This window comes from Neobacillus sedimentimangrovi, from assembly GCF_010614825.1.
GTDB lineage: Bacteria > Bacillota > Bacilli > Bacillales > Cytobacillaceae > Neobacillus > Neobacillus thermocopriae.
Genome location: NZ_JAAFZF010000028.1, coordinates 1 through 22,027, shown reverse-complemented (window position 1 = coordinate 22,027; position 22,027 = coordinate 1). Strand labels below are relative to the sequence as shown.

Sequence of the window (22,027 nt, the reverse complement as noted above, 5' to 3'; positions counted from 1 at the left end):
CATTTATATGACGATGGAATTATAAATGAATTCATGCCTTTTCACAAATTGGCAGCTAGATAGACAATTGTATTGGTTTATTATTTTGATTTAGTACGTGAATTATATCACATACTAATTTTCTGATATTCAAAATAATATAAGACCAAGCTGTGGAAGATAAGGATTAAAGAATTATTAATACATTACAAGGGTGGAAGTGATTGCGTTGAGAAAGCCTAAAATTGTTATTCTTGGTGCCGGTTACGGCGGATTGATGACAACTGTTCGTTTACAAAAACATTTAGGGATTAACGAAGCAGATATTGTCTTAGTCAATAAAAATGATTACCATTATGAAACAACCTGGCTCCATGAGGCATCTGCTGGAACATTACATCATGACAAAGTCCGTTATGACATTCTTGATGTCATCGACCGTAATAAAGTGGAGTTTGTACAAGGTACGGTTCAACAAATTAATAAAGAAGAAAAGAAAGTTATTCTTGAAAACGGCGAAATCGATTATGATTATCTAGTGATTGCTCTTGGCGGAGAGCCTGAAACTTTTGGTATTAAAGGTTTGAAAGAGTATGCTTTCGGAATTACAAATGTAAACTCTTCTCGTCTTCTTCGCGAGCATATTGAATATCAATTTGCTACTTATAATACAGAAGAGGAAAAGAACGATACACGTCTAACGATTGTTGTTGGTGGCGCTGGATTTACTGGTATTGAATTCCTTGGCGAATTAACTAACCGTATCCCTAAATTATGTCATGAATATGATATAGATCCTCATAAAGTGAAAGTTATTTGTGTGGAAGCAGCACCAACTGTTCTTCCGGGATTTGATCCTGAATTAGTTCAATATGCTGTGTCACAATTAGAACGCAAGGGTGTTGAGTTCTTAATTGGAACAGCAATTAAAGAATGTACGCCTGATGGTATTCTAGTTGCTAAAGGCGAAGAAGAACCACGTGAAATTAAAGCTGGAACTGTTGTGTGGGCTGCGGGCGTTCGTGGTAACTCTGTAATTGAGAAATCCGGCTTTGAAGCGATGAGAGGTCGTGTGAAGGTAGCGAAGGATCTTCGTGTTCCTGGTTTTGATGATATATTCATTATTGGTGACTGTTCTCTTGTCATCAATGAAGAGATTAATCGTCCTTACCCACCTACTGCTCAAATTGCTATGCAGCAAGGTGAGTGTGCTGCACGTAACTTAGCAGCATTAGTTCGTGGAAAATCTGATCTTGAAGAATTTAAGTTTGATAATAAAGGAACTGTTTGTTCACTTGGTGAACACGATGCAATCGGGGTTGTTTTTGGCAAAAAACTAACTGGAACTAGCGCATCAATCATGAAGAAAGTAGTCGACAATCGTGCACTTTATATGATTGGCGGCGCAGGCCTTGTATTAAAAAAAGGAAAATTTAACGTATTTTAATGTGGACAGGGGAATCCTGTCCCTTTTTTATTGAATGTTTTTCATTCCTTTAAAGAGAATTTGTTTTTTGTCTTAGAAGCCATTTTCAATTTGTGTAAGCCCAGCAGAATTCTTATTGTGCTTGGTTTTTTAATTTTTTAAATTTTTAGAAAATTTGAGTCACGCTTAGAAAATGAAAGAAAACAAGATATGTATCCGCTTTCTTATGTTGATTTTGAATAAATTTCGCTCTTTTCATTTCTCCTAATCCTTGATATATTATCAGAAAATTAAGTCAATATTAAAAGGAGGAAAATTGGTGATGACGGTAAAGAGTTTAGAGGCGAAAACATGTGAGTATTGTAAAGGAAAAGGATATTTTCAGTTGGTTCTTGGTGGATCAGAAACTTGTTCAAGCTGTGAGGGTACCGGAAAGAAAAAAGAGTAGTTACTTCCAATAAAGACGACTGCTTTGCTATTATCCTAGGCTATTTTAGCCTTTCCTATCATTGATAAAGTTGTCCGTTTTTATTGACTCCCTTTTCGACTTTAAGTACACTTAAGGTTGATGTAAAAGGGGGAATTCCAATGCAAATGAGCATTGTTGTACTAATTATTTCTGTGGTATTATTTTTTGTTTTATTTTTCGGAATCGGTTTTATCTTAAATATGCTACTTCGGATGTCATGGATAATGGCAATTATTTATCCAATTGTAGCGATTTTAATTATTGATCAGGTTCGTTTTATTGAGTATTTCACAAATAGTAAAGCAGCTTTTGAAGATCTTGGCTATAGACTAAGCCATTTGGCAACAGCTGATATATTAATATTATTAAGTGGTTTGGCCGGTGCGATTGCATCAGGTTTCACCATTAAGCTATTACGAAAAAATGGTTACCAAATGTTTTAGAAGGTGTCCCAAAAGTATTCCTTTAGGGACACCCTTTTTGTTTACACTGAACCTTATTTGTTGATTTCCTCTCTAAGAAATGTCTTTTATTGAGATTATAATTTGCTCTCCGCCCTACGATAAGTCAACATCGAATCGCCTTTCGTCTCATCGTGTTTCCTATATCTCAGTTGGAGACCACCACAAGGAAAGCTCCGACAGCATTAACATCGCACGACCGAAAGCGATAGCTTTTGGGAGGAAGCCATACGCCGCTGACCAGGGCGCTTTCGCATTTCTAAATAGGAAAATATCTTTTTACTTCGAGAACTGTCTAGCTCCAGCCTCCTAGGAGCGAGACGCTTTCGCTCTCCGCCCTACGATAAGTCAACATCGAATCGCCTTTCGTCTCATCGTTTTTTTTTTCCTATATCTCAATTGGAGGTCACCACAAGGAAAGCTCCGACAGCATTAACATCGCACGACCGAAAGCGATAGCTTTTGGGAGGAAGCCATACGCCGCTGACCAGGGCGCTTTCGCATTTCTAAATAGGAAAATATCTTTTTACTTCGAGAACTGTCTAGCTCCAGCGCCCTAGCGGCGAGACGCTTTCGCTCTCCGCCCTACGATAAGTCAACATCGAATCGCCTTCGTCTCATCGTGTTTCCTATATCTCAGTTGGATACCACCACAAGGAAAGCTCCGGGAGCATTAGCATCGCACGACCGAAAGCGATAGCTTTTGGGAGGAAGCCATACGCCGCTGGGCAGGGGGCTTCCGCTTTTCTAAATAGATAAGAAAATATTTTTTTACTTCGAGAACTGTCTAGCTCCAGCGCCCTAGCGGCGAGACGCTTTCGGTCTCCGCCCTACGATAAGTCAACATCGAATCGCCTCCGGCTCTTCGTGTTTCCTATATCTCAGTTGGAGAACCTCCAGGTCATACGTCGCTAAGCAGGGCGCTTTCGCTTTTCTAATTTTTTCACTCTTTTTTTGAATAATTCTTTTCCGCTTGGGAATGAATATTTTGGGAGGAGTGAAAAATTTCATGAATAAAATGAAAAAATGGACCAAGCGTTTAGGAATGACTTGTTTGTTTCTAATGGCATTAACCGTGACATTCCATTCTATTACTGGTTTGCAAGCACATTTGTTTGTTTCGCACCTGATGGATACGATTCCTGTTGGTGAAACGGTTAATGGGGAGGCTCCGACATTAGAGGAGTCGATCGATTGGTCTAAGTACCCAAAATACACAGTTACCGCCACTGGTTATACGGCAGGGATGGAATCAACTGGGAAAAGTAAAGGGCACCCTGAATATGGAATCACGTATTCTGGCGTGAAAGTAAAACGAGACTTATATTCTACGATTGCTGCAGATTTATCAATTTTTCCAATAGGAACCATTCTCTTTATTCCTGGATATGGTTATGGCGTAGTAGCTGATAAAGGTGGAGCCATTAAAGGAAATCGTCTCGATCTTTATTATGAGACTGTTGAGGATGTTTATCGTCATTGGGGAAAGAAAACAGTTGATGTGTATGTAGTGAAAAAAGGTAATGGAAAACTGACGGAGGAACAGCTTACAGCATTAAATGAAGATAAATCAATGCAAGTTTTTCGCCAACAATATATAAAATCGGAAAAGAAGTAACAGGCTCAATGCCTGTTTTTTATTTTTTTATTCGATATAATTAAATCGTAAATAAATGGGGGTGAAGAGGTTGTTTCATGTAAAAGAGGAATTGGTGTTATCTGATAAACAGGAAGCTTTAGTTGTAGGTTTATTTGATCAGCCGGTGAAATTTTCGGGGGAATTAGCCAATCTTGATAAGGCATTTGATGGACAATTAACGGAGCTCGTTAAATCAGGAGATATTTCTGCAAAATTAAATAAAATTAGTAAAATACATAGTTTGGGTAAAATTGGGATCAAACGAATTTGGTTTGTTGGACTTGGAAAAGAAAAAGAACTAACCTTTGACCATCTTCGAAAAGCTTTTGGAAAAACTTTTAAAACGATTAAAGCAAACAAGTTAGAAGAAGTATCGGTTTACTTAGATTCTTTTTTAACAGAAACAATAAATGGACTAGATGCAGCCCACGCTCTTAGTGAGGCCATTGCTCTTGCGACCTATCAATTCGATCATTATAAGCAAAAGCCAAATGAACCAATGAAAAGACTAGAAAATATTACGGTCTACTCTACCGCTGCGGAGAAGAAGGAAATTAACGCCTCCTTAACGGTTGGCTATGCATTTGGAAAAGGAACAAATTCAGCAAGAACACTTGTAAACACTCCGGGAAATATGCTGACAGCTTCAGATTTGGCCGCTTATGCTGTCGAACTTGCAGCCAAGTATAATTTTGAAGTAGAGATTCTCGACAAAGCGGACATTGAAAAGCTTGGTATGGGTGCTTTCCTTGCTGTCAATAAAGGATCTTCTGAGCCGCCGAAAATGATTGTTTTAAAATATCAAGGTAAGGAAGAATGGGAAGATGTGATCGGTCTAGTTGGAAAGGGTATCACTTTTGATACAGGTGGTTATTCGATTAAAACGAAAGCTGGCATTGTCGGCATGAAGACAGACATGGGAGGAGCAGCTGCTGTTCTTGGAGCAATGGAGATTATCGGTGAAACGAGACCAGAACAAAATGTGGTCGCCGTTATCCCATCTACAGACAATATGATTAGCGGTAATGCTTTTAAGCCAGATGATGTCATCACTTCTATGAGCGGAAAAACAATCGAAGTATTGAATACGGATGCAGAGGGCCGACTGGTGCTGGCAGATGCGGTTACCTATGCTAAACATCATGGTGCAGACTATTTAATTGATGTTGCTACTTTGACTGGTGGAGTCATTACTGCACTGGGTGTTCATACTACTGGAGCTATGACGAATAATGATTCTCTGTATGAACAGGTTTTAGAAGCGGCAAAAGAAGCAGGCGAGCAAATGTGGCAACTTCCGTTGTTTGAAAGTGAAAAGGAAAGAGTCCGTAATAGTAAAGTGGCGGATCTCAACAATTCTCCTGGCAGCGAAGGTCACGCGATCGTCGCTGGTGCGTTTATTGGTGAATTTGCTGAGGATACTCCTTGGGTGCATCTCGATATTGCTGGAACAGCCACTACTTCCAAAGAGCACGATCTTGGGCCGGCGGGTGCTACCGGCGTCATGACACGCACGCTTGCTCTTTTTGTGGAACGTTTTGAACCTCTTAAAAAATGAAAACAATCAACTAATGTATATTAGGGCTTTTCCTCACCAGATTGGGCCCACGCCAAATGCTAACTTTTCGCATATGAAATAGTGTAGGCAAGTATCTGAGAAAAGGAGGCATGGCCTTAATGTACCCATATTATCGAATTCCGTATCCCGCTTCTGACCATAGATTTTTGGGACCTTGGGGATGGGGGTTACCCTTGGCAATTGGCGGACTAGGTTTCTTGGGAGGTTTACTAGGAGGCGCATTAGTAAATCGCCCATATTTCGTTTATCCCTATGGATATCCTGGTTATCCTGGACCACCATACTATTACTAGTGTTGAAAAAATATCTAAGAGAAAGAGCTCCGTAAATGTTAGACATGGATCATACATTTACGGGGTGTTTTTTTTATGCAAGGGAAATTTAATTTGGTCAAGCTCTAAAGCTCTAAATTAAAAGAATGCTTGGCATGATCGATTTCGATAAAGGGAAGAAGGAACGGCGATAGAATATAGAATAGGGAAGAGGAGTATATTTACTTGGAGGGATTTGAATGATCGAAGGAACATTGCTTAAGTCGTTGGGGATTGAGATAACCTTAGTCGAAAAAGGAAAAGTGTGCGCCACGATGCCAGTTGATGGACGGACTCGTCAGCCATTTGGCATTTTGCATGGAGGGGCTTCCGTTGCATTGGCAGAGACGGTTGCGAGCATTGGAGCTTACGAATTGGTTGATAAGGAAAACGAGATTGTGGCGGGTCTTGAAATTAATGCCAATCATGTAAGGTCAAAATCCGACGGTATTGTAACTGCTGTTGGAACAGTGATTCATCAAGGTAAAACAACACAGGTATGGGATATTAAAATAACTGATGAACAGGACCGACTTATTTGCGTATCCAGATGTACCATAGCCGTATTGAAAAAGAAATAGAAGAGAAAGGGAGGAACCATTTCCCTCCTTCATTTCTTTTATTTGTTATAAAATTTAAAAAATTCATCCTGATTACATGCTATAATGTAAGAAATAAGCACAATTTTTTGTCCATGTTTCTTTATATACTGTAGTATAAATTACTTGTAAAAAGGTGGTGAACAAATTGACAGCAGAGTGCCAATATTTATTTATTGATTTTGAATTTACAATGCCAGAAGAGAATGTCCGGGTAAAGGATTTCTATCCGGAAATTATTGAAGTTGGGATTGTGGCTGTAATGAATGAACAAATTATCAGGCAGTTTTCCTCCTTTGTAACTCCGCTTAAATTCCCTATCCTTTCTGAACGTTGTAAGTCATTCTTACATATTACACAGGAGCAAGTTGACAAGGGACTATCTTTTTATGATTTTATTCGAAAACTGGAGGAGTTTAATAACGATTCGGTTGAAACAACAATTGTAACTTGGGGGAATATGGATATGAAGGTTCTGCGTCAAAATTGTCTGGCAGCCGGGGTACCATTTCCTTTTCAGGCCGAAGAATTGGATCTTTCCATGGAATATAAGAGGTTCTTTGGCAACCAGAATCAAACAGGTCTTTGGAAGGCTGTACAAGAGTATGGCAAGGAAGGGACAGGCAGGCATCACCGTGCACTTGATGATGCATTAACAACCTATAATATATTCAAATTGGTTGAAAAGGATAAACAATATTTAGAGAAACCGAAACCAACGACAATTGGTGACAGGGTAGATTTCTCCAAGCTATTAAATGATTTTGCATGAAAGGCCAAATCGCTCAATGGGATTTGGCCTTACTTATTTATTGAAAGTAATCTTTTTCAAGTGATTCCACCATTTTTAAGCTCATTTCGGCCCATTTTGATTCGTTTTCTTTTAATTCCATTTTCATTTTATCCACAGCTTCTCTTAGTGACGTTTTATACTCAGGAATGTCCCCTTCATACAGTTTAACCATTTGTTTTGGGATGTTAGCTTGTTCTCGATAGCTTAGTGCTCGTCTTTCATGAAAAAAGAGGACATCAGCTTCCTTAGGATGATGTAAATCGCCTTGCATTGGATGTTTTAGGACTGCCAATACTCTGACTAAATAATGTTGTGGACGGATATCCGTAATTTCTCCGATATATTTCCCCGTTTTATAGATACCTGTTACTTTAGAGCCAATTTGTAATTCTGCCACTAGAATACCCCCAATCATTTTCCACGTCATGCTACTTTCATTTTATAATGAAAAAGAATAAATGAAAAACTCGGTGCCAAATTTTGAATGAGATTAAAGAGAAAAATTAGAGGGAATATATAATTTAATGAGAAAGAGAATATTTTTGCCAATCATTATAATGGTTTTAATGCTTGCTGCATGTGGGCCAGGCAATATGAAAGAAGAAGTCAAAACAAATACTGTTACGCAAAAAACGGAACAGAAGGAAGGTGACCTGCTAGTGGCAAATACAGTTTATCCTCAGATGACTACTGAAGTATTAGAGAACGAAAGACTAGCGGAAATAGAAACTACAATGGGAAATATAAAAATAAAACTATTTCCAGAGTACGCTCCAAAAGCTGTGGAAAACTTTATTAAACATAGTGAGGAAGGTTATTATGATGGGTTGATTTTTCACAGGGTAATAAAAGATTTTATGATTCAAGGCGGCGATCCTAACGGCAATGGAACAGGTGGCGAAAGCATTTGGGGAAAACCATTTGAGGATGAGTTTTCAAAAAACCTGTTTCATTTCCGTGGAGCTTTTTCAATGGCGAATTCTGGTCCAAATACAAACGGCAGCCAATTTTTTATTGTCCAAAGTACTAAGCTTGATCGTTCTTTGAAGAAGAAGATGGAAGACGCTGGATATCCGAAAGAAATCATCGATGCTTATGCAAAACATGGGGGAACTCCTTGGCTTGATGGGGCCCACACTGTTTTTGGCCATGTGATCGAAGGTATGGATGTCGTTGATCAAATAGCGGAAACGAAGGTTGATGCCAAGGATAAGCCTGAAAAAGATGTATTTATTAAAAAGATTAATGTACTTAAATAAGAAATGAACTCAATCCATGGAATGAAACAGATTTTATTGTTATAATTGGAGAATTAGAGCAGGTCTCTTTAGAAAGGGAGAATCAAATGTTTCATCCATTTATCCTATCCTTATTTTTATATTTTCCAGAGGATAAATCCGAATATTTTCCGGCACTTATCAGTTTTTCCATTTTCTTAATTGCAGCCATCTTTACTATGAGATGGATCATTAGGATATCCAAACGGGAAGCTCAAAAGGCAAAGGAATTGGAAGAGAAAATTAATCAACAATCTGCAAGAAAGGACAGCTAATGCATGCTGTTCTTTTTTTGCCCATTTTCATTTTAATAGGACATCCATCTAAGCTTATCCCATTCATTGTACATACACTACCATGAGACAATGAAGGAGGGATTCAGCAATGGACAAAAGACAGTTTGGAACATTTCCGGGGCAGTTTGGGCAGCAAATGGGCTACCCGCAAATGACTGGATATCCACAGCATGTCTATCATATGGGTGGACACTATCCTAGTTTTGGGGGTCATCACCAACAGTTTCCGCATTTTGGCCATCATCATGGTCACCATCATGGTCACCATCATGGTCACCATTTCGGACATCACCATGGGTACCCGGGAGGCTACCACCATGGATTTCCGTATGGCATGATGCCATCTTATGGCCAGCGGAAAGAAGACAAATAAATTTTTAGCCAAGTGTCATTTTATAACCTCATAAATATTAAAGTTTTTGCCCCATCATTGTGGGGCATTTTTTTATGAGAAAATCCTTGTATATTCTTGATTTCTTGTCCGTTTTTTCCGAAAATGAGTGTAATAAATTAACAAGGACTGGGAAATTACATGATGGAAAACAAATTATTTTATTCAGACCCATACATAAGTACCTTTACAGCAAAAGTTTTAAAACAAGAGCAGGATGAGTTGGGCAGGTGGTATGTAGTCTTAAACCAAACGGCTTTTTATCCTACTGGAGGCGGACAGCCATTTGATACAGGAATTATTGATGAAAAAAGGGTAATTAACGTAGAAGAAATAAGCGGAGAGATTCGACATTTTTTGGATGGACCAATCTCTAATTGTGAAAAAATAGTCCAGGGTCAAATAGATTGGGATCGACGTTTTGATCATATGCAGCAGCATGCCGGCCAACATATTCTTTCAGCCGCTTTTGAAAGCTTATTTGCATACAAAACAGTTGGGTTTCACTTAGGTGAAAAAATAGTCACGATTGATCTTGAAACCGAACAATTAACAAAGGAGGAGGCTAAAAAAGCGGAGCAACTGGCAAACCAAATTATTTTGGAAAATAGGCCCATTCAAGTGAAGTGGGTGACCGAGCAGGAGTTATCCCAGTACCCACTACGTAAAGCTCCAAAGGTGAAAAAAGACATTCGGCTTGTTATCATTCCGGATTTTGATTACAATGGCTGCGGAGGCACACATCCAAAAACTACCGGTGAAGTAAGAGGAATTAAAATTTTGGGATGGGAACGGCAAAAGAAGAAAATTCGCCTTCAATTTGTTTGCGGCGAACGTGTTCTACTCCAATTGGAAAACAAACATAATGTATTATTATCGTTAACGAAGCTATTAAATGCCCCAGAACAGGAACTGGAACAAGCGGCTGTGCGGATCATCGATGCTAGAAAAGAGCAAGAAAAGACGATCGAACTGCTCCAGGATCAGTTACTGCAATACGAGGCAAAGGAATTATTATCAAACGGTCCTCCCAATCATATGATTGGCAAAGTTTTTAAAAATCGTACGATACAAGAATTGCAAAAGCTAGCTCGTTTTATTACAGTAGTGAATGAAGCTTCTATGGCTATTCTTGTTTCCGAAAGCGAAAATCGACTACAGTTGGTTTGTGCCCGAGGTGCAGCCAGAACAGAAAATATGAAACACGTCATTGAAACTGTCCTACCGCATATTGGCGGAAAAGGTGGGGGAAATGATTCCTTCGCTCAAGGTGGAGGAGAGGCGAGAATTTCGGGACAAGAGTTGTTAGAAGTTGTGTGGAGGACTATGAAAATAGAAGCAAAGTGATTGTTTGAGTGGGAAATTCTCTCAAGCATCAACTTTCAATATAAGCTTAATAATTAACAGCAAGAAGGGATGGTTCAGTTTGAAAAAACAACAAGTTGGTGTCGTCGGAGTTGGCGTAATGGGGCGGAGTTTAGCTTTGAATTTTGAAAGCAAAGGCTTTTCCGTTTCTATCTATGATCTTTCTGCTGAAAAGGTCAATGAAATTTTAGAGAGTAATAAAGGAAAAAACATTGTCGGAACAACAAATATCGAACAATTCGTTCAATCTTTAGAAACACCAAGGAAAATTTTGTTAATGGTGAATGCTGGTGAAATTACAGATAAAGCAATAGAGTCCTTGATCCCTTATTTAGACAAAGGAGATATCCTCATTGATGGAGGGAATAGTTTTTACAAAGATACGATTCGAAGAAATACATACCTTGCAGAGAAGGGTATTCTCTTTATCGGTGCCGGTGTTTCCGGCGGTGAGGAAGGGGCATTAACAGGTCCAGCGATCATGCCAAGCGGTCAAAAAGAAGCCTATGAGCATGTTGGTCCTCTTCTAACGGCCATTTCAGCAAAAGTAAATGGTGAGCCATGTTGTACATATATCGGGCCTAATGGAGCTGGCCACTATGTGAAAATGGTCCATAATGGTATCGAATATGGAGATATGCAGCTTATTTGTGAGTCCTATCATTTAATGAAGTCTTTGCTTGGATTATCTGCAGAAGAGCTTCATGAAGTATTTAAAGAATGGAACCAAGGGGAACTTGATAGCTATTTGATTGAAATTACAGCTGATATCTTTACAAAAATGGATCCGGAAACAGGACAGCCATTAGTAGATGTTATTCTAGATAAAGCTGGTCAAAAAGGAACCGGAAAATGGACAAGTCAGAGTGCATTGGATTTAGGTGTTCCTCTATCAATGATTACGGAATCCGTTTTTGCTCGATTCTTGTCTGCAATGAAAGAGGAGCGCGTGAAGGCTAGCGAGATTCTTAAAGGACCAAAAGAAAATAAATTTATTGGCAATAAAAAGGAATTTATCGAGCTAATTCGTAAAACCTTATATTTCAGTAAAATCATTTCTTATGCCCAAGGGTTTTCTCAATTTAAAGTGGCATCAGAAGAATATAATTGGGATCTAAAACCTGGTGAAATTGCAAAGATTTTCCGTGGCGGTTGTATTATTCGTGCAGCCTTCCTGCAAAATATTATGGATGCATATGAACGAAATCCGGAATTGGAGAATTTGTTGCTTGATTCTTATTTCCAAGGAATAACCGCTGATTATCAAGATGCAGCTAGGGAAGTGGTGGCAACTGCTATAAAAGCAGGAATTCCAGTTCCAGGGCTTGCTAGTGCACTTTCTTATTATGATAGCTATCGCACCAGTGTGTTACCTGCCAATCTGCTACAGGCTCAAAGGGATTACTTCGGTGCCCATACGTATCAACGAATTGATAAGGAAGGAAGCTTCCACACAGAATGGCTTGAAAAGTAAAAAAGTGAGGCTGACCCAAAAGGTTCTTAAAAAGGACTTTTTTGGGGATCAGCCTTTTTTTCATGTACATAAGAAAATTGCTTTATTCAAAAGTTTGGTCGTAGGGACATAACGAAAATATATCTTTTTTTATATCGAGTTTCAAGTTTCCTTTTCCACACAGTTAATTGGAGTGGAGGTCACGCACACTTGTTCACGAGCCCACTATGCTTGCGAAAAGTAAAGCTTTTAAAACGGATTGATAGAGTAAACAAAAAAGGGTGTCCTAAAAAGTTATCCTTTTAGGACACCCCCATTTGCTTTAAGTAAGAGCTTTTTTTAAACGGTTTAATCCTTCAATTAAATAATCTCTCGGACATGCAATATTCATACGGACAAAGCCATTTCCACCAGGTCCGTATTTTGGTCCTGGTTCCAGGGCCAGCTTTCCTTTTTCAAGAAGCAATTGCCGCAGTTCTTCATCACTCAAACCATGTTCCCGGCAATCGAGCCACAGCAGATAGGTGCCTTCTGGCTCCATACAAGAAATTTTGGGAAGATGTTTTTTAAGAAAGGCAATAGCATAGTTTTTGTTTTCCTCTAGATAATCAATTAGTTCTTCTAGCCATGCTTCTCCTTCACGATAAGCGGCCTCCATGCTGACAATTCCAAAGATATTTAAGCCGAAGTTACCTTGTCGTTTTTGTACCTGGTTAAACTGTTTTCTTAATGTAGGATTTTTAATTATGGCCACAGCGGAGTGCAATCCTGCAAGATTAAACGTTTTACTTGGTGCAACAAAGGTGACCGTTTTTTCTGAAATCTCATCTGATATGGATGCCATAGGTGTATGCTTATAAGCCTTATAAACGAGATCGGAGTGAATCTCATCGGAAAGGATGAGGCAATTGTATTTTAGACATAATTCTCCGATTTTCAATAATTCCTCTTTGGTCCAAACCCTGCCGCCGGGATTATGTGGATTGCATAATATAAAAACCTTGCAACCTTCTTTTAATGCCGATTCAAAACCAGCAAAATCCATTTTATATTTATTTCCTTCAAGAATTAGTGGAGAATTGACTACTTTACGGTTATTCTTTTCAACCATGTCAAAGAATGGTGTGTAAACAGGTGATTGAATGATGATCCGATCTCCTTCGTTCGTGAAGGACGTTATAGCGGTGCTGATGGCTTGAACAACTCCCCCACAATAGGAAAGCCATGAAGGTTTTACTTCCCACTGGTGTCTTTTAAATAACCATTCAACAATGGCTTGGGATGTGGTGTTAGGTACAAAAGTATAGCCCAAGATGCCATGGTCCAAACGTTTTTTCAGCGCGTCGAGGACGGCTTTTGGCGGCTTAAAATCCATATCGGCCACCCACATTGGCCATAAATCCTCTTCTCCAAAAATTACTTTCGTTAGCTCCCATTTCACAGAGGCTGTCTTTGAACGGTCTATTTTTTCATCAAACACTGACATAATCTTGCCTCCTATATCTTTTATAACTGTCTTATATTTATGATAAAATATTTCTTAAAGAATGGAAAAATTTTAGGGGCGAAAAAATGAGAAAAGAAGTTCAAACGAATCTTAAGTTGGTGGATCTTTTAAATGATTGGAATCCATTTGGATTGGAAAAAGGAGATTACGATACGGAAATGGTGGATGTCATCCAAGCTGTTTATGAGTTGGATGATTCCGTTAAGTTAGCAAAGAGAATACAGCATATTTATGAATTCTCATTTGAGAAGGTAATTCCAATGGAAAAATGTTTAAAAATAGCTGAGGCCTTATTGGTAGTGAAAGAAAGCAATTCCTGCAATTTATAAACAAAAAAAGTGAACATTCCGATCGACGGATGTCCACTCAAAAAGGGGGGAATACTAGAAAGCTTATGGTCTAAGGTTAACCAAAATTTCCCTCTTTTATACTTTTTTTCACACAAAAATGAAAAAATATATAAAACGGGCGCTTTTAGCGTTTTATATATTTTGTTTTTTCAAAAGTTCGGAAGTAGGTATATCAAGTACTGTAGATAGCTTTAAAATCGTTTGATTGCTAGGAATTTGTTCCCCTGATTCGTATTTTTCTACCGTATGTGTTCCTACCCTTAATTTTTGGGCAAGCTCCTCTTTTGTCAGATTTCGTCTTTCACGTGCAGCTTTAATCGTATGACCAATGGTAATCATACAGTTATTCACCCCCGAGTAAGATCGTTTCCTACTATTATTTTATCATGGAATTCTTTTATTTTTTTAATGTGATTTTGTCCATTTTGTTACGAACTGTTAAATGATCGTTTGTTTATTTCGTTATAAAGAGAAGCGTTTTTTTGATAATTGAAGTTTGGTGTGTTATAATTTTTTAATGCGTATAAAAGGGAACTATAATTAATTTACTTAGGAGTGTTTTCATGTCACAAAAATTTGAAACAGGAAGTGTAATTACTGGTAAGGTGACCGGGATCCAACCATACGGTGCGTTTGTTGCACTGGACGAAAATACACAAGGTCTTGTTCATATTTCAGAAATTACGTACGGCTATGTGAAAGATATTCATGATCATTTAAAAGTTGGTGATGAAATTAAGGTAAAAATTTTATCAGTAGATGAAGAGGCAGGAAAAATAGGCCTTTCCATCAAAGCAACCGAAGAGCCTCCTGTACAGCAGACTGTTCGTTCAAGAAAACCCCGTAAGCGTCAGGCTGCAGCCATTGTTGCTGAGGGAGACGGTTATCAAGGCTTTAATACATTAAAAGAAAAGCTTCAGGAATGGATTGATCAATCCCAGCGTGAAGATTTAATAAAAAAATAATGAAAAAACAGCCTAGGAACTTCCAAAGAAAAAGTACCGGGCTGTTTTTTTATTAGGCTCTGTTGACTGACACCTATGACAGTTTATGACTGTCAAAATTTAGTGTTTAGCCCTTATTCAATGGATAGGATAGTTGAAGATTAAGAGAGATAGAGTGCGATACGAAAAAACTTAATAAAGCTATTTAGTCTGGGGGGAACTAAAATGCTAACGATAATGGAAAATGTAAAGGGTAAACGATATAAAGAACTAATTGATTTATTATCCAGAAATTGCAATATCTTTGCTTTTGTTGAGAATAGACAAATGATGGAGATTGAAGATGAACGCCTTGCTTATATTGACATTTTGATCGCACCTATTGAAGAACACCTTATTGAGAGAAAAATTCAACAAGAATGGGAAACGACAAAACTTCTTGAAGATACAGCATACGTTTTTTATTTCGCTTTAAACAATGTTACAAGGCAATTTTTAAAAGAACGTAGCAAATCTCTTTTTGATTGGATCAGTCCCAAATTACCAGAGGACTTAATGTTTTACAAAGATGGTAAGTGCCTGTTAGCCTCCTGTTCACATGAAGGATTTTTCTTGGTTGAAGAAAATATATGGAACAGCTTTTTATTAAAGAAACGGGGTCGTTAGTAAACATAAATAAATAGGGTGTCCAAAAAATATTATTCATTTATCAACATTAAAATTTAACAGAGACTTTTATTAAAAATCTTATAGGTTACAGATTAAAATCTTATAGGTTTACCGATTCATTCTTTTATCGTTGTGGGCTACAATAAATATGGATGGACATACATAAGTTTGAAATGGAGGAATGGAATTATGCGTGGCAATAGAAATACACAAAGTATTATTGAACAAACAGAGAAATATGGAGCACACAATTATCATCCCCTTCCAATTGTCATTTCAAAGGCAGAAGGAGTTTGGGTAGAAGACCCAGAAGGAAACAAATATATGGATATGTTAAGTGCCTATTCTGCTGTCAACCAGGGGCATCGCCATCCAAAAATAATTCAAGCATTGAAGGAACAAGCAGATAAAGTAACATTAACCTCCCGCGCTTTCCACAATGACCAGCTTGGACCATGGTATGAAAAAATATGCAAAATGACGAACAAAGAGATGGCTCTACCGATGAATACGGGTGCTGAGGCAGTAGAAACAGCCATCAAGGCGGCCCGCCGCTGGGGTTATGATGTGAAAGGTATCGCTGAAAACCAGGCTGAAATTATTGGTTGTGTTGGGAATTTCCATGGACGGACGATGGCCGCTGTTTCTTTATCTTCTGAGGATGAGTATAAGCGGGGATTCGGTCCTATGCTTCCAGGGATTAAATTGGTCCCATATGGTGATTTAAATGCCTTAAAAGAATCCATTACTCCTAATACCGCCGCATTTTTAATTGAGCCGATCCAAGGGGAGGCCGGTATTATCATACCGCCAAAAGGCTATTTGAAGGCAGCGTATGAGTTGTGTAAAGAAAATAATGTATTATTTATCGCTGATGAAATCCAAGCTGGGCTGGGACGTACTGGGAAGATGTTTGCTTGTGAATGGGAAGGATTTGAACCGGACATGTATATTTTAGGAAAGGCGCTAGGGGGCGGTGTTTTCCCAATTTCTTGTGTGGTCGCAAACAAAGATATATTAGGCGTATTTAATCCTGGGTCCCATGGTTCGACTTTCGGTGGCAATCCGATGGCTTGTGCTGTTTCTATTGCTGCGCTTGATGTTCTAATAGAGGAGAAGCTTGCTGAAAAATCCCAAGAGCTTGGTGAGTATTTTATTAGTAAGTTAAAAGAAATCAAAAATCCTATTATTAAGGAAATTCGTGGCCGAGGTTTGTTTATTGGCATGGAATTAAAAGAGGCAGCAAGACCATATTGTGAGCAGTTAAAAGAAGAAGGACTTTTATGTAAGGAAACACATGATACCGTTATTCGTTTTGCTCCACCTCTTGTGATTACAAAAGATGAGCTGGATTGGGCCATTGAAAGAATTCATAAAGTATTAAGTTAGGTAGTCTAAAAAAAGAGGGCATAAACAAGGACGATTTTTATCAAAGTCGGGGGACCAAAATGGGGATAATGGATGAAGAAGAAATCGAAAAACAAATGGAAAGCCTTCTTATTTCAACACAGAGGGTTATTCAAAATGTCCTACATAAGCTTGGGTACTCACAAGAGATGTTCCACTTACTCGCGGAACCTTTAAGAACTCTCGTGGTCCGAATCCCTGTCCATATGGATGATGGTTCGAAAAAGGTATTTACAGGTTATCGTGTGCAGCATATGGACTCGGTTGGACCGACGATGGGGGGGATCCGTTTTCACCCAAAAATAGATAAGGACGAAATAAAGGCATTGGCAATTTGGATGAGTATGAAATGTGGAATTGCCGATCTGCCTTTTGGGGGAGGAAAAGGCGGTGTCATTTGTAATCCAAGGACTATGTCTATGGGTGAACTGGAACGACTGAGCCGGGGATACGTCCGAGCCATTAGTCAAGTGGTAGGTCCGACAAAGGATATCTTGGCACCTGATATGTATACCAATTCGCAAATAATGGCTTGGATGCTGGATGAATATAACCGTCTAAAGCAAGTCGGATCACCAAGTTTTATAACTGGGAAACCACTCTCACTTGGGGGATCATCATGCCGGGATACTGCCGGAGCAATGGGAGCTGCTATATGTATAGAGGAAGCCGCCGAAAAAGTCGGAATTCCTATTAAAGGGGCGCGGGTCATTGTCCAAGGCTTCGGAAATGCCGGGGGTTATTTAGCAAAATTCCTGTCTGATGAAGGGGCAAAGATAGTTGGTATTTCCGATGTTTATGGAGCCCTTTATGACCCCAATGGGCTTCCAATTGACTACCTATTAGAACGTCGTGATAGTTTTGGGACGATTACAACATTATTCGAAGGAGCCATTTCAAATGAAGAACTTCTTGAGCAAGATTGTGATATTTTAATTCCTGCGGCCATTTCTAATCAAATCACTGAGGAAAATGCTCCTAATATTAAAGCAAAATTGATAGCGGAAGTTGCTAATGGTCCGACCACACTAGAGGCGACAACGATTCTTGCCGAACGGGGAATCGTTATTGTTCCTGATTTATTAACAGGTGCTGGGGGAGTCATTGTTTCCTATTTTGAATGGGTACAGAATAACCAAGGTTTTTATTGGAGTAAGGAAGAAGTTAAAGAGAAACTGCGAGAAAAGATAACCACTTCTTTTCAAGAAGTATTTAAAACGGCTGAACGACGAAAGATGAACATGCGCCTTGCTGCTTATATGACGGGAGTGAGAAAAATGGCGGAGGCGGCTCAGTTTAGAGGTTGGATTTAATTTCTTTAGGATATGGCACCTAAACTAATGAATTAAAGGAGAGGAATCAGTTGCAAAACTTTATTTTTCAAAACCCTGTAAAATTAATTTTCGGAAAAGGACAAATTGAGCAATTAAAAGTTGAAATTCCCCGCTATGGGAAAAAGGTATTGTTGGTTTATGGTGGCGGTAGCATTAAACGAACAGGCTTATATGATCAAGTAATAGCCATCTTAAATGAAATTGGAGCACAAGTGTTTGAACTGGCCGGAGTAGAACCTAATCCCCGTGTTTCTTCCGCTCGGAAAGGAGTGGATATCTGTAAACGCGAGGGAATCGAGTTTATTTTAGCTGTAGGCGGTGGTAGTGTTATTGATTGCAGTAAATTGATTGCCGCCGGGGCCAAATATGACGGCGATCCTTGGGACATTGTTATCAAAAAGGCTGTTGCCAAGGAAGCTTTACCATTTGGGACTGTATTGACATTAGCAGCAACGGGTTCCGAAATGAATGCCGGATCGGTGATCACAAACTGGGAGACAAAGGAAAAATATGGGTGGGGTAGTCCAGTTACTTTTCCTAAGTTCTCAATTCTGGATCCGGTTTATACCTTTACAGTCCCAAGGGATCAAACAATTTATGGCATTGTTGATATGATGTCCCATGTTTTGGAACATTATTTTCACCTTGAAGAAAATACCGATTTTCAGGACCGTATGTGTGAGTCCTTGCTGTTGACTGTTATGGAAACCGCTCCAAAATTACTAGAGGATCTTGAAAATTATGAACACCGAAAAACAATCCTATATTGCGGAACAATGGCATTAAATGGGATTTTAAATATGGGCTATCGCGGTGACTGGGCGACCCATAATCTGGAGCATGCTGTATCGGCTGTTTATGATATTCCTCATGGAGGCGGGCTTGCCATCCTATTCCCGCATTGGATGGAGCATACTCTTCATGTGAAGCCTGAGCGGTTTAAACAGCTGGCTGTGAGGGTATTTGGGGTGAACCCTGAAGGAAAAACGGCTGAAGAGGCGGGGCTTGAAGGCATTCGTAAGCTACGCGAGTTCTGGAATCAGATTGGAGCCCCATCACGATTGGCGGATTACGACATAGATGACAGCAACATTGATCTAATGGCGGACCGTGCAATGGCAAATGGAGAATTCGGTAACTTTAAGAAACTGAACCGGGATGATTGCTTAGCCATTTATCGTGCGTCCTTATAATATTGGGAGCTCAGGTTTTTTACTGAGCTCCTTTTTCGACAAAATTCCTCCCTCTGTAAAAAAATGCTCGAAATTGGTTGCGTTTACATAAGTGACTTCGCCTTGATTATCCATCTCTCATTGTTTAAAGTGGTTATTGAAAATAAAATTTTGGAGGATCATGTATGACACACGTTCGTTTTGATTATTCAAAGGCCCTCTCCTTCTTTGGAGAACATGAACTTACATATTTACGTGATGCTGTGAAAGTTGCTCACCATTCCCTTCATGAAAAAACGGGTGCAGGGAATGACTTTTTAGGCTGGATTGAGCTCCCAACGAATTATGATAAAGAGGAATTTGCCCGAATTCAAAAAGCAGCAGAGAAAATTAAGTCTGATTCTGATGTGCTGATTGTTATCGGTATTGGCGGTTCCTACCTCGGCGCTAGAGCCGCTATTGAAATGTTGCAACATAGCTTTTATAATGCTTTGCCAAAGGAAAAGAGGAAGACTCCGCAAATTATTTTTGCCGGAAATAATATTAGTTCCACTTATATGAGAGATATTATGGATCTTCTCGACGGAAAAGATTTTTCCATTAATGTCATTTCCAAATCAGGAACGACCACTGAGCCAGCCATTGCTTTCCGTATATTCCGTAAATTATTAGAGGAAAAATACGGTGTGGAAGAAGCACGTAAACGAATCTATGCAACAACAGACAAGGCTCGCGGGGCATTAAAAACATTAGCAAGTGAAGAAGGCTATGAAACGTTTGTGATTCCGGATGATGTTGGTGGACGTTATTCAGTTTTAACTGCTGTTGGTTTGCTACCGATTGCTGTCAGCGGAGCAGATATTGAAAAAATGATGGCTGGTGCAGCAAAAGCACAGGAAGATTTCAGCGAATCCGAGCTTGAATCTAACCCTGCCTATCAATATGCGGCTGTAAGAAATGTTTTATATAACAAAGGCAAAACGATTGAAATGCTCGTTAACTATGAGCCAGGGTTACAATATTTCTCTGAATGGTGGAAGCAGTTGTTTGGTGAAAGTGAAGGAAAAGACCAAAAAGGAATTTTCCCGGCTTCAGCAAATTTCTCCACTGATTTACATTCATTAGGTCAGTATGTTCAAGAAGGCCGTCGCGATTTATTTGAAACTATTATCAAAGTTGATCAGCCTCGCCATGAGCTAACCATTGAGGCGATGGACAACGATTTGGATGGACTAAATTACTTGGCAGACAAGACTGTTGATTTTGTAAATAACAAAGCATTTGAAGGTACCATGCTAGCACATACGGATGGTGGCGTACCAAACTTAATCGTTACTATTCCAGCCATGGATGAGTATACTTTCGGTTATCTTGTGTACTTCTTTGAAAAAGCTTGTGCGATGAGCGGATACTTGCTAGGGGTTAATCCATTTGATCAGCCAGGTGTAGAAGCTTATAAAGTCAATATGTTTGCCCTATTAGGGAAACCTGGATATGAAGAGAAAAAAGCAGAGCTTGAAAAACGATTAAAATAATAAAAAAAGCAGGTCGAAACTAAATCAACAGGTTCTCTTTTGGGAGGGAAACTTCATATTTTAAAGTTAAATCGAATTAGAATTAACATTTAAAATAACACTTAGAATCGCAAAGGGGCTGTCCGGAAAGTGGTATTTCAGCCGAAATCTTTATAAAAGCAAAACCCAAGAATGCTGTTAAATCAACATTCTTGGGTTTTTAATTTGGGTTCATTTTTCTCTTAAATGGACTTTTTAGACAGCCCCTTTATGTGCGCCCGGCATGGGTGTAGTCTATAGGGTGAAAGTCCCGAGCCATGAAGGCAGTAGTAATGGTTAGCTTAGCGCAAGGGTGTCCGTGGTGACATGGAATCTGAAGGAAGCGGGCGGCAAACCTCCGGTCTGAGGAACACGAACTTCATATAAGGCTAGGTACCACTGGATGAGTCTGCATAACAAGACAAAGTCCTTACTGCCGAAGGTGGTACAGAGTAAATGAAGCAGATAGATGGAGGGAAAGACTGCACTCTTACCCGGGGAGGTCTGATTGAAACGCCAAGTACACTTGGTAACCTATCCAGCAATGGATAGCTGAACAATCAGAAGTCAGCAGAAGTCATAGTACCATTCTAACTCGAGAAAGAATGGGAAGGACTGAACTATTAAGAAAGAATGAAATCTGTACATTCGGTTATTGTGTTGAACACAGACAATCCGAAAGGACTTACCTAAAGGAGGAAGCGGTGAATCCGCCGGGAACTTTAGGAGGGTGGAGCAAGAGCCGGCATAAACAGAATCTTCATTCGCGTGGAGAGGAATAACATCATGTTAATGGAACGAATCTTATCACGGGAAAATCTTTTAACTGCCCTAAAACGGGTAGAGCAGAACAAAGGAAGTCACGGCATAGATGGAATGTCCGTAAAATCCCTACGACGACATCTCTATGAGAACTGGGATTCCCATCGGGAAGCTTTAAGAACAGGTGACTATGAACCTTCTCCCGTCCGCCGTGTCGAAATCCCGAAACCAAGCGGAGGGGTAAGGCTTTTAGGAATACCAACTGTGATAGATCGTTTCATTCAACAGGCG

The 22,027-nt window shown here is 39.3% G+C and carries 22 protein-coding genes and 1 pseudogene; 20 read left to right on the top strand and 3 right to left on the bottom strand.

Features of this window, described 5'->3' with window-relative positions; genetic code table 11:
• The first annotated feature begins 199 nt into the window (after window positions 1-199).
• The 7 genes from GZA11_RS10400 (at window position 200) to kapD (ending at window position 7,235) form a co-directional block, all read left to right on the top strand.
• Window positions 200-1,426 (top strand): NAD(P)/FAD-dependent oxidoreductase, encoded by a 1,227-nt coding sequence (locus GZA11_RS10400; protein WP_200878226.1) that lies wholly within the window; start codon window positions 200-202, stop codon window positions 1,424-1,426.
• A gap of 301 nt (window positions 1,427-1,727) precedes the next feature.
• On the top strand, window positions 1,728-1,853 hold the full coding sequence (locus GZA11_RS10395) for a YuiA family protein (protein WP_158332802.1): 126 nt from the start codon (window positions 1,728-1,730) through the stop codon (window positions 1,851-1,853).
• Between the two features lie 140 nt (window positions 1,854-1,993).
• Window positions 1,994-2,317: a YuiB family protein gene (locus GZA11_RS10390; RefSeq protein WP_038537034.1), complete on the top strand. Its 324-nt coding sequence runs from the start codon at window positions 1,994-1,996 to the stop codon at window positions 2,315-2,317.
• Between the two features lie 1,027 nt (window positions 2,318-3,344).
• Window positions 3,345-3,953, top strand: a complete 609-nt coding sequence (locus GZA11_RS10385; RefSeq protein WP_163183738.1) for a 3D domain-containing protein — start codon at window positions 3,345-3,347, stop codon at window positions 3,951-3,953.
• A 70-nt stretch (window positions 3,954-4,023) separates the two neighbouring features.
• Window positions 4,024-5,532, top strand: a complete 1,509-nt coding sequence (locus tag GZA11_RS10380) for a leucyl aminopeptidase (RefSeq protein ID WP_163183736.1) — start codon at window positions 4,024-4,026, stop codon at window positions 5,530-5,532.
• A gap of 532 nt (window positions 5,533-6,064) precedes the next feature.
• Window positions 6,065-6,445, top strand: coding sequence for a hotdog fold thioesterase (locus tag GZA11_RS10375; RefSeq protein ID WP_038537025.1), 381 nt, complete (start codon window positions 6,065-6,067; stop codon window positions 6,443-6,445).
• Between the two features lie 166 nt (window positions 6,446-6,611).
• Window positions 6,612-7,235: a 3'-5' exonuclease KapD gene (gene kapD / locus GZA11_RS10370; protein WP_163183735.1), complete on the top strand. Its 624-nt coding sequence runs from the start codon at window positions 6,612-6,614 to the stop codon at window positions 7,233-7,235.
• Window positions 7,236-7,272: 37 nt separating this feature from the next.
• On the opposite strand, the gene GZA11_RS10365 is transcribed toward kapD, so the two are convergent.
• Window positions 7,273-7,653 carry a kinase-associated lipoprotein B gene (locus GZA11_RS10365; RefSeq protein ID WP_038537021.1) on the bottom strand — a complete coding sequence of 127 codons (381 nt, stop codon included), beginning with the start codon at window positions 7,651-7,653 and terminating at the stop codon, window positions 7,273-7,275.
• Window positions 7,654-7,780: 127 nt separating this feature from the next.
• On the opposite strand from GZA11_RS10365, the gene GZA11_RS10360 reads away from it, so the two are divergent.
• From GZA11_RS10360 to gndA, 5 genes are all read left to right on the top strand, one after another.
• The gene (locus tag GZA11_RS10360; RefSeq protein ID WP_163183733.1) at window positions 7,781-8,515 is read left to right on the top strand and encodes a peptidylprolyl isomerase; all 735 of its coding nucleotides are present in this window, start codon (window positions 7,781-7,783) and stop codon (window positions 8,513-8,515) included.
• An 86-nt stretch (window positions 8,516-8,601) separates the two neighbouring features.
• Complete coding sequence (locus GZA11_RS10355; RefSeq protein WP_038537016.1) at window positions 8,602-8,808, top strand: hypothetical protein; 207 nt, start codon at window positions 8,602-8,604, stop codon at window positions 8,806-8,808.
• A 109-nt stretch (window positions 8,809-8,917) separates the two neighbouring features.
• Complete coding sequence (locus GZA11_RS10350; protein ID WP_163183731.1) at window positions 8,918-9,202, top strand: hypothetical protein; 285 nt, start codon at window positions 8,918-8,920, stop codon at window positions 9,200-9,202.
• Window positions 9,203-9,364: 162 nt separating this feature from the next.
• Window positions 9,365-10,567, top strand: a complete 1,203-nt coding sequence (locus GZA11_RS10345) for an alanyl-tRNA editing protein (RefSeq protein ID WP_374718068.1) — start codon at window positions 9,365-9,367, stop codon at window positions 10,565-10,567.
• Between the two features lie 79 nt (window positions 10,568-10,646).
• Window positions 10,647-12,059 carry an NADP-dependent phosphogluconate dehydrogenase gene (gndA, locus tag GZA11_RS10340; protein ID WP_038537009.1) on the top strand — a complete coding sequence of 471 codons (1,413 nt, stop codon included), beginning with the start codon at window positions 10,647-10,649 and terminating at the stop codon, window positions 12,057-12,059.
• 301 nt (window positions 12,060-12,360) lie between these two features.
• Here the strand turns inward: gndA and GZA11_RS10335 are convergent, their stop codons facing one another.
• The gene (locus GZA11_RS10335; RefSeq protein WP_038537006.1) at window positions 12,361-13,524 is read right to left on the bottom strand and encodes a MalY/PatB family protein; all 1,164 of its coding nucleotides are present in this window, start codon (window positions 13,522-13,524) and stop codon (window positions 12,361-12,363) included.
• Between the two features lie 86 nt (window positions 13,525-13,610).
• On the opposite strand from GZA11_RS10335, the gene GZA11_RS10330 reads away from it, so the two are divergent.
• Window positions 13,611-13,874 (top strand): DUF1871 family protein, encoded by a 264-nt coding sequence (locus tag GZA11_RS10330; RefSeq protein ID WP_163183727.1) that lies wholly within the window; start codon window positions 13,611-13,613, stop codon window positions 13,872-13,874.
• Between the two features lie 153 nt (window positions 13,875-14,027).
• Here GZA11_RS10330 and GZA11_RS10325 read toward each other — a convergent pair whose 3' ends face one another.
• Window positions 14,028-14,234 carry a helix-turn-helix domain-containing protein gene (locus GZA11_RS10325; RefSeq protein ID WP_038537002.1) on the bottom strand — a complete coding sequence of 69 codons (207 nt, stop codon included), beginning with the start codon at window positions 14,232-14,234 and terminating at the stop codon, window positions 14,028-14,030.
• Between the two features lie 224 nt (window positions 14,235-14,458).
• Between GZA11_RS10325 and yugI the strand changes: the two genes are divergently transcribed.
• The 7 genes and pseudogenes from yugI to GZA11_RS10290 form a co-directional block, all read left to right on the top strand.
• Window positions 14,459-14,860: a S1 domain-containing post-transcriptional regulator GSP13 gene (gene yugI, locus GZA11_RS10320; protein WP_038537001.1), complete on the top strand. Its 402-nt coding sequence runs from the start codon at window positions 14,459-14,461 to the stop codon at window positions 14,858-14,860.
• 204 nt (window positions 14,861-15,064) lie between these two features.
• On the top strand, window positions 15,065-15,505 hold the full coding sequence (locus GZA11_RS10315) for a hypothetical protein (RefSeq protein WP_038536999.1): 441 nt from the start codon (window positions 15,065-15,067) through the stop codon (window positions 15,503-15,505).
• Between the two features lie 192 nt (window positions 15,506-15,697).
• Window positions 15,698-16,897: an ornithine--oxo-acid transaminase gene (locus GZA11_RS10310; protein ID WP_038536995.1), complete on the top strand. Its 1,200-nt coding sequence runs from the start codon at window positions 15,698-15,700 to the stop codon at window positions 16,895-16,897.
• A gap of 59 nt (window positions 16,898-16,956) precedes the next feature.
• Entirely contained in the window at window positions 16,957-18,228 is a 1,272-nt protein-coding gene (locus tag GZA11_RS10305) for a Glu/Leu/Phe/Val family dehydrogenase (RefSeq protein WP_328822043.1), read from the top strand.
• A gap of 50 nt (window positions 18,229-18,278) precedes the next feature.
• The gene (locus GZA11_RS10300; protein ID WP_163183725.1) at window positions 18,279-19,442 is read left to right on the top strand and encodes an iron-containing alcohol dehydrogenase; all 1,164 of its coding nucleotides are present in this window, start codon (window positions 18,279-18,281) and stop codon (window positions 19,440-19,442) included.
• A gap of 164 nt (window positions 19,443-19,606) precedes the next feature.
• The gene (locus tag GZA11_RS10295) at window positions 19,607-20,956 is read left to right on the top strand and encodes a glucose-6-phosphate isomerase (protein ID WP_038536989.1); all 1,350 of its coding nucleotides are present in this window, start codon (window positions 19,607-19,609) and stop codon (window positions 20,954-20,956) included.
• An 804-nt stretch (window positions 20,957-21,760) separates the two neighbouring features.
• Window positions 21,761-22,027, top strand: a pseudogene (locus tag GZA11_RS10290) (group II intron reverse transcriptase/maturase); the annotation flags it as partial.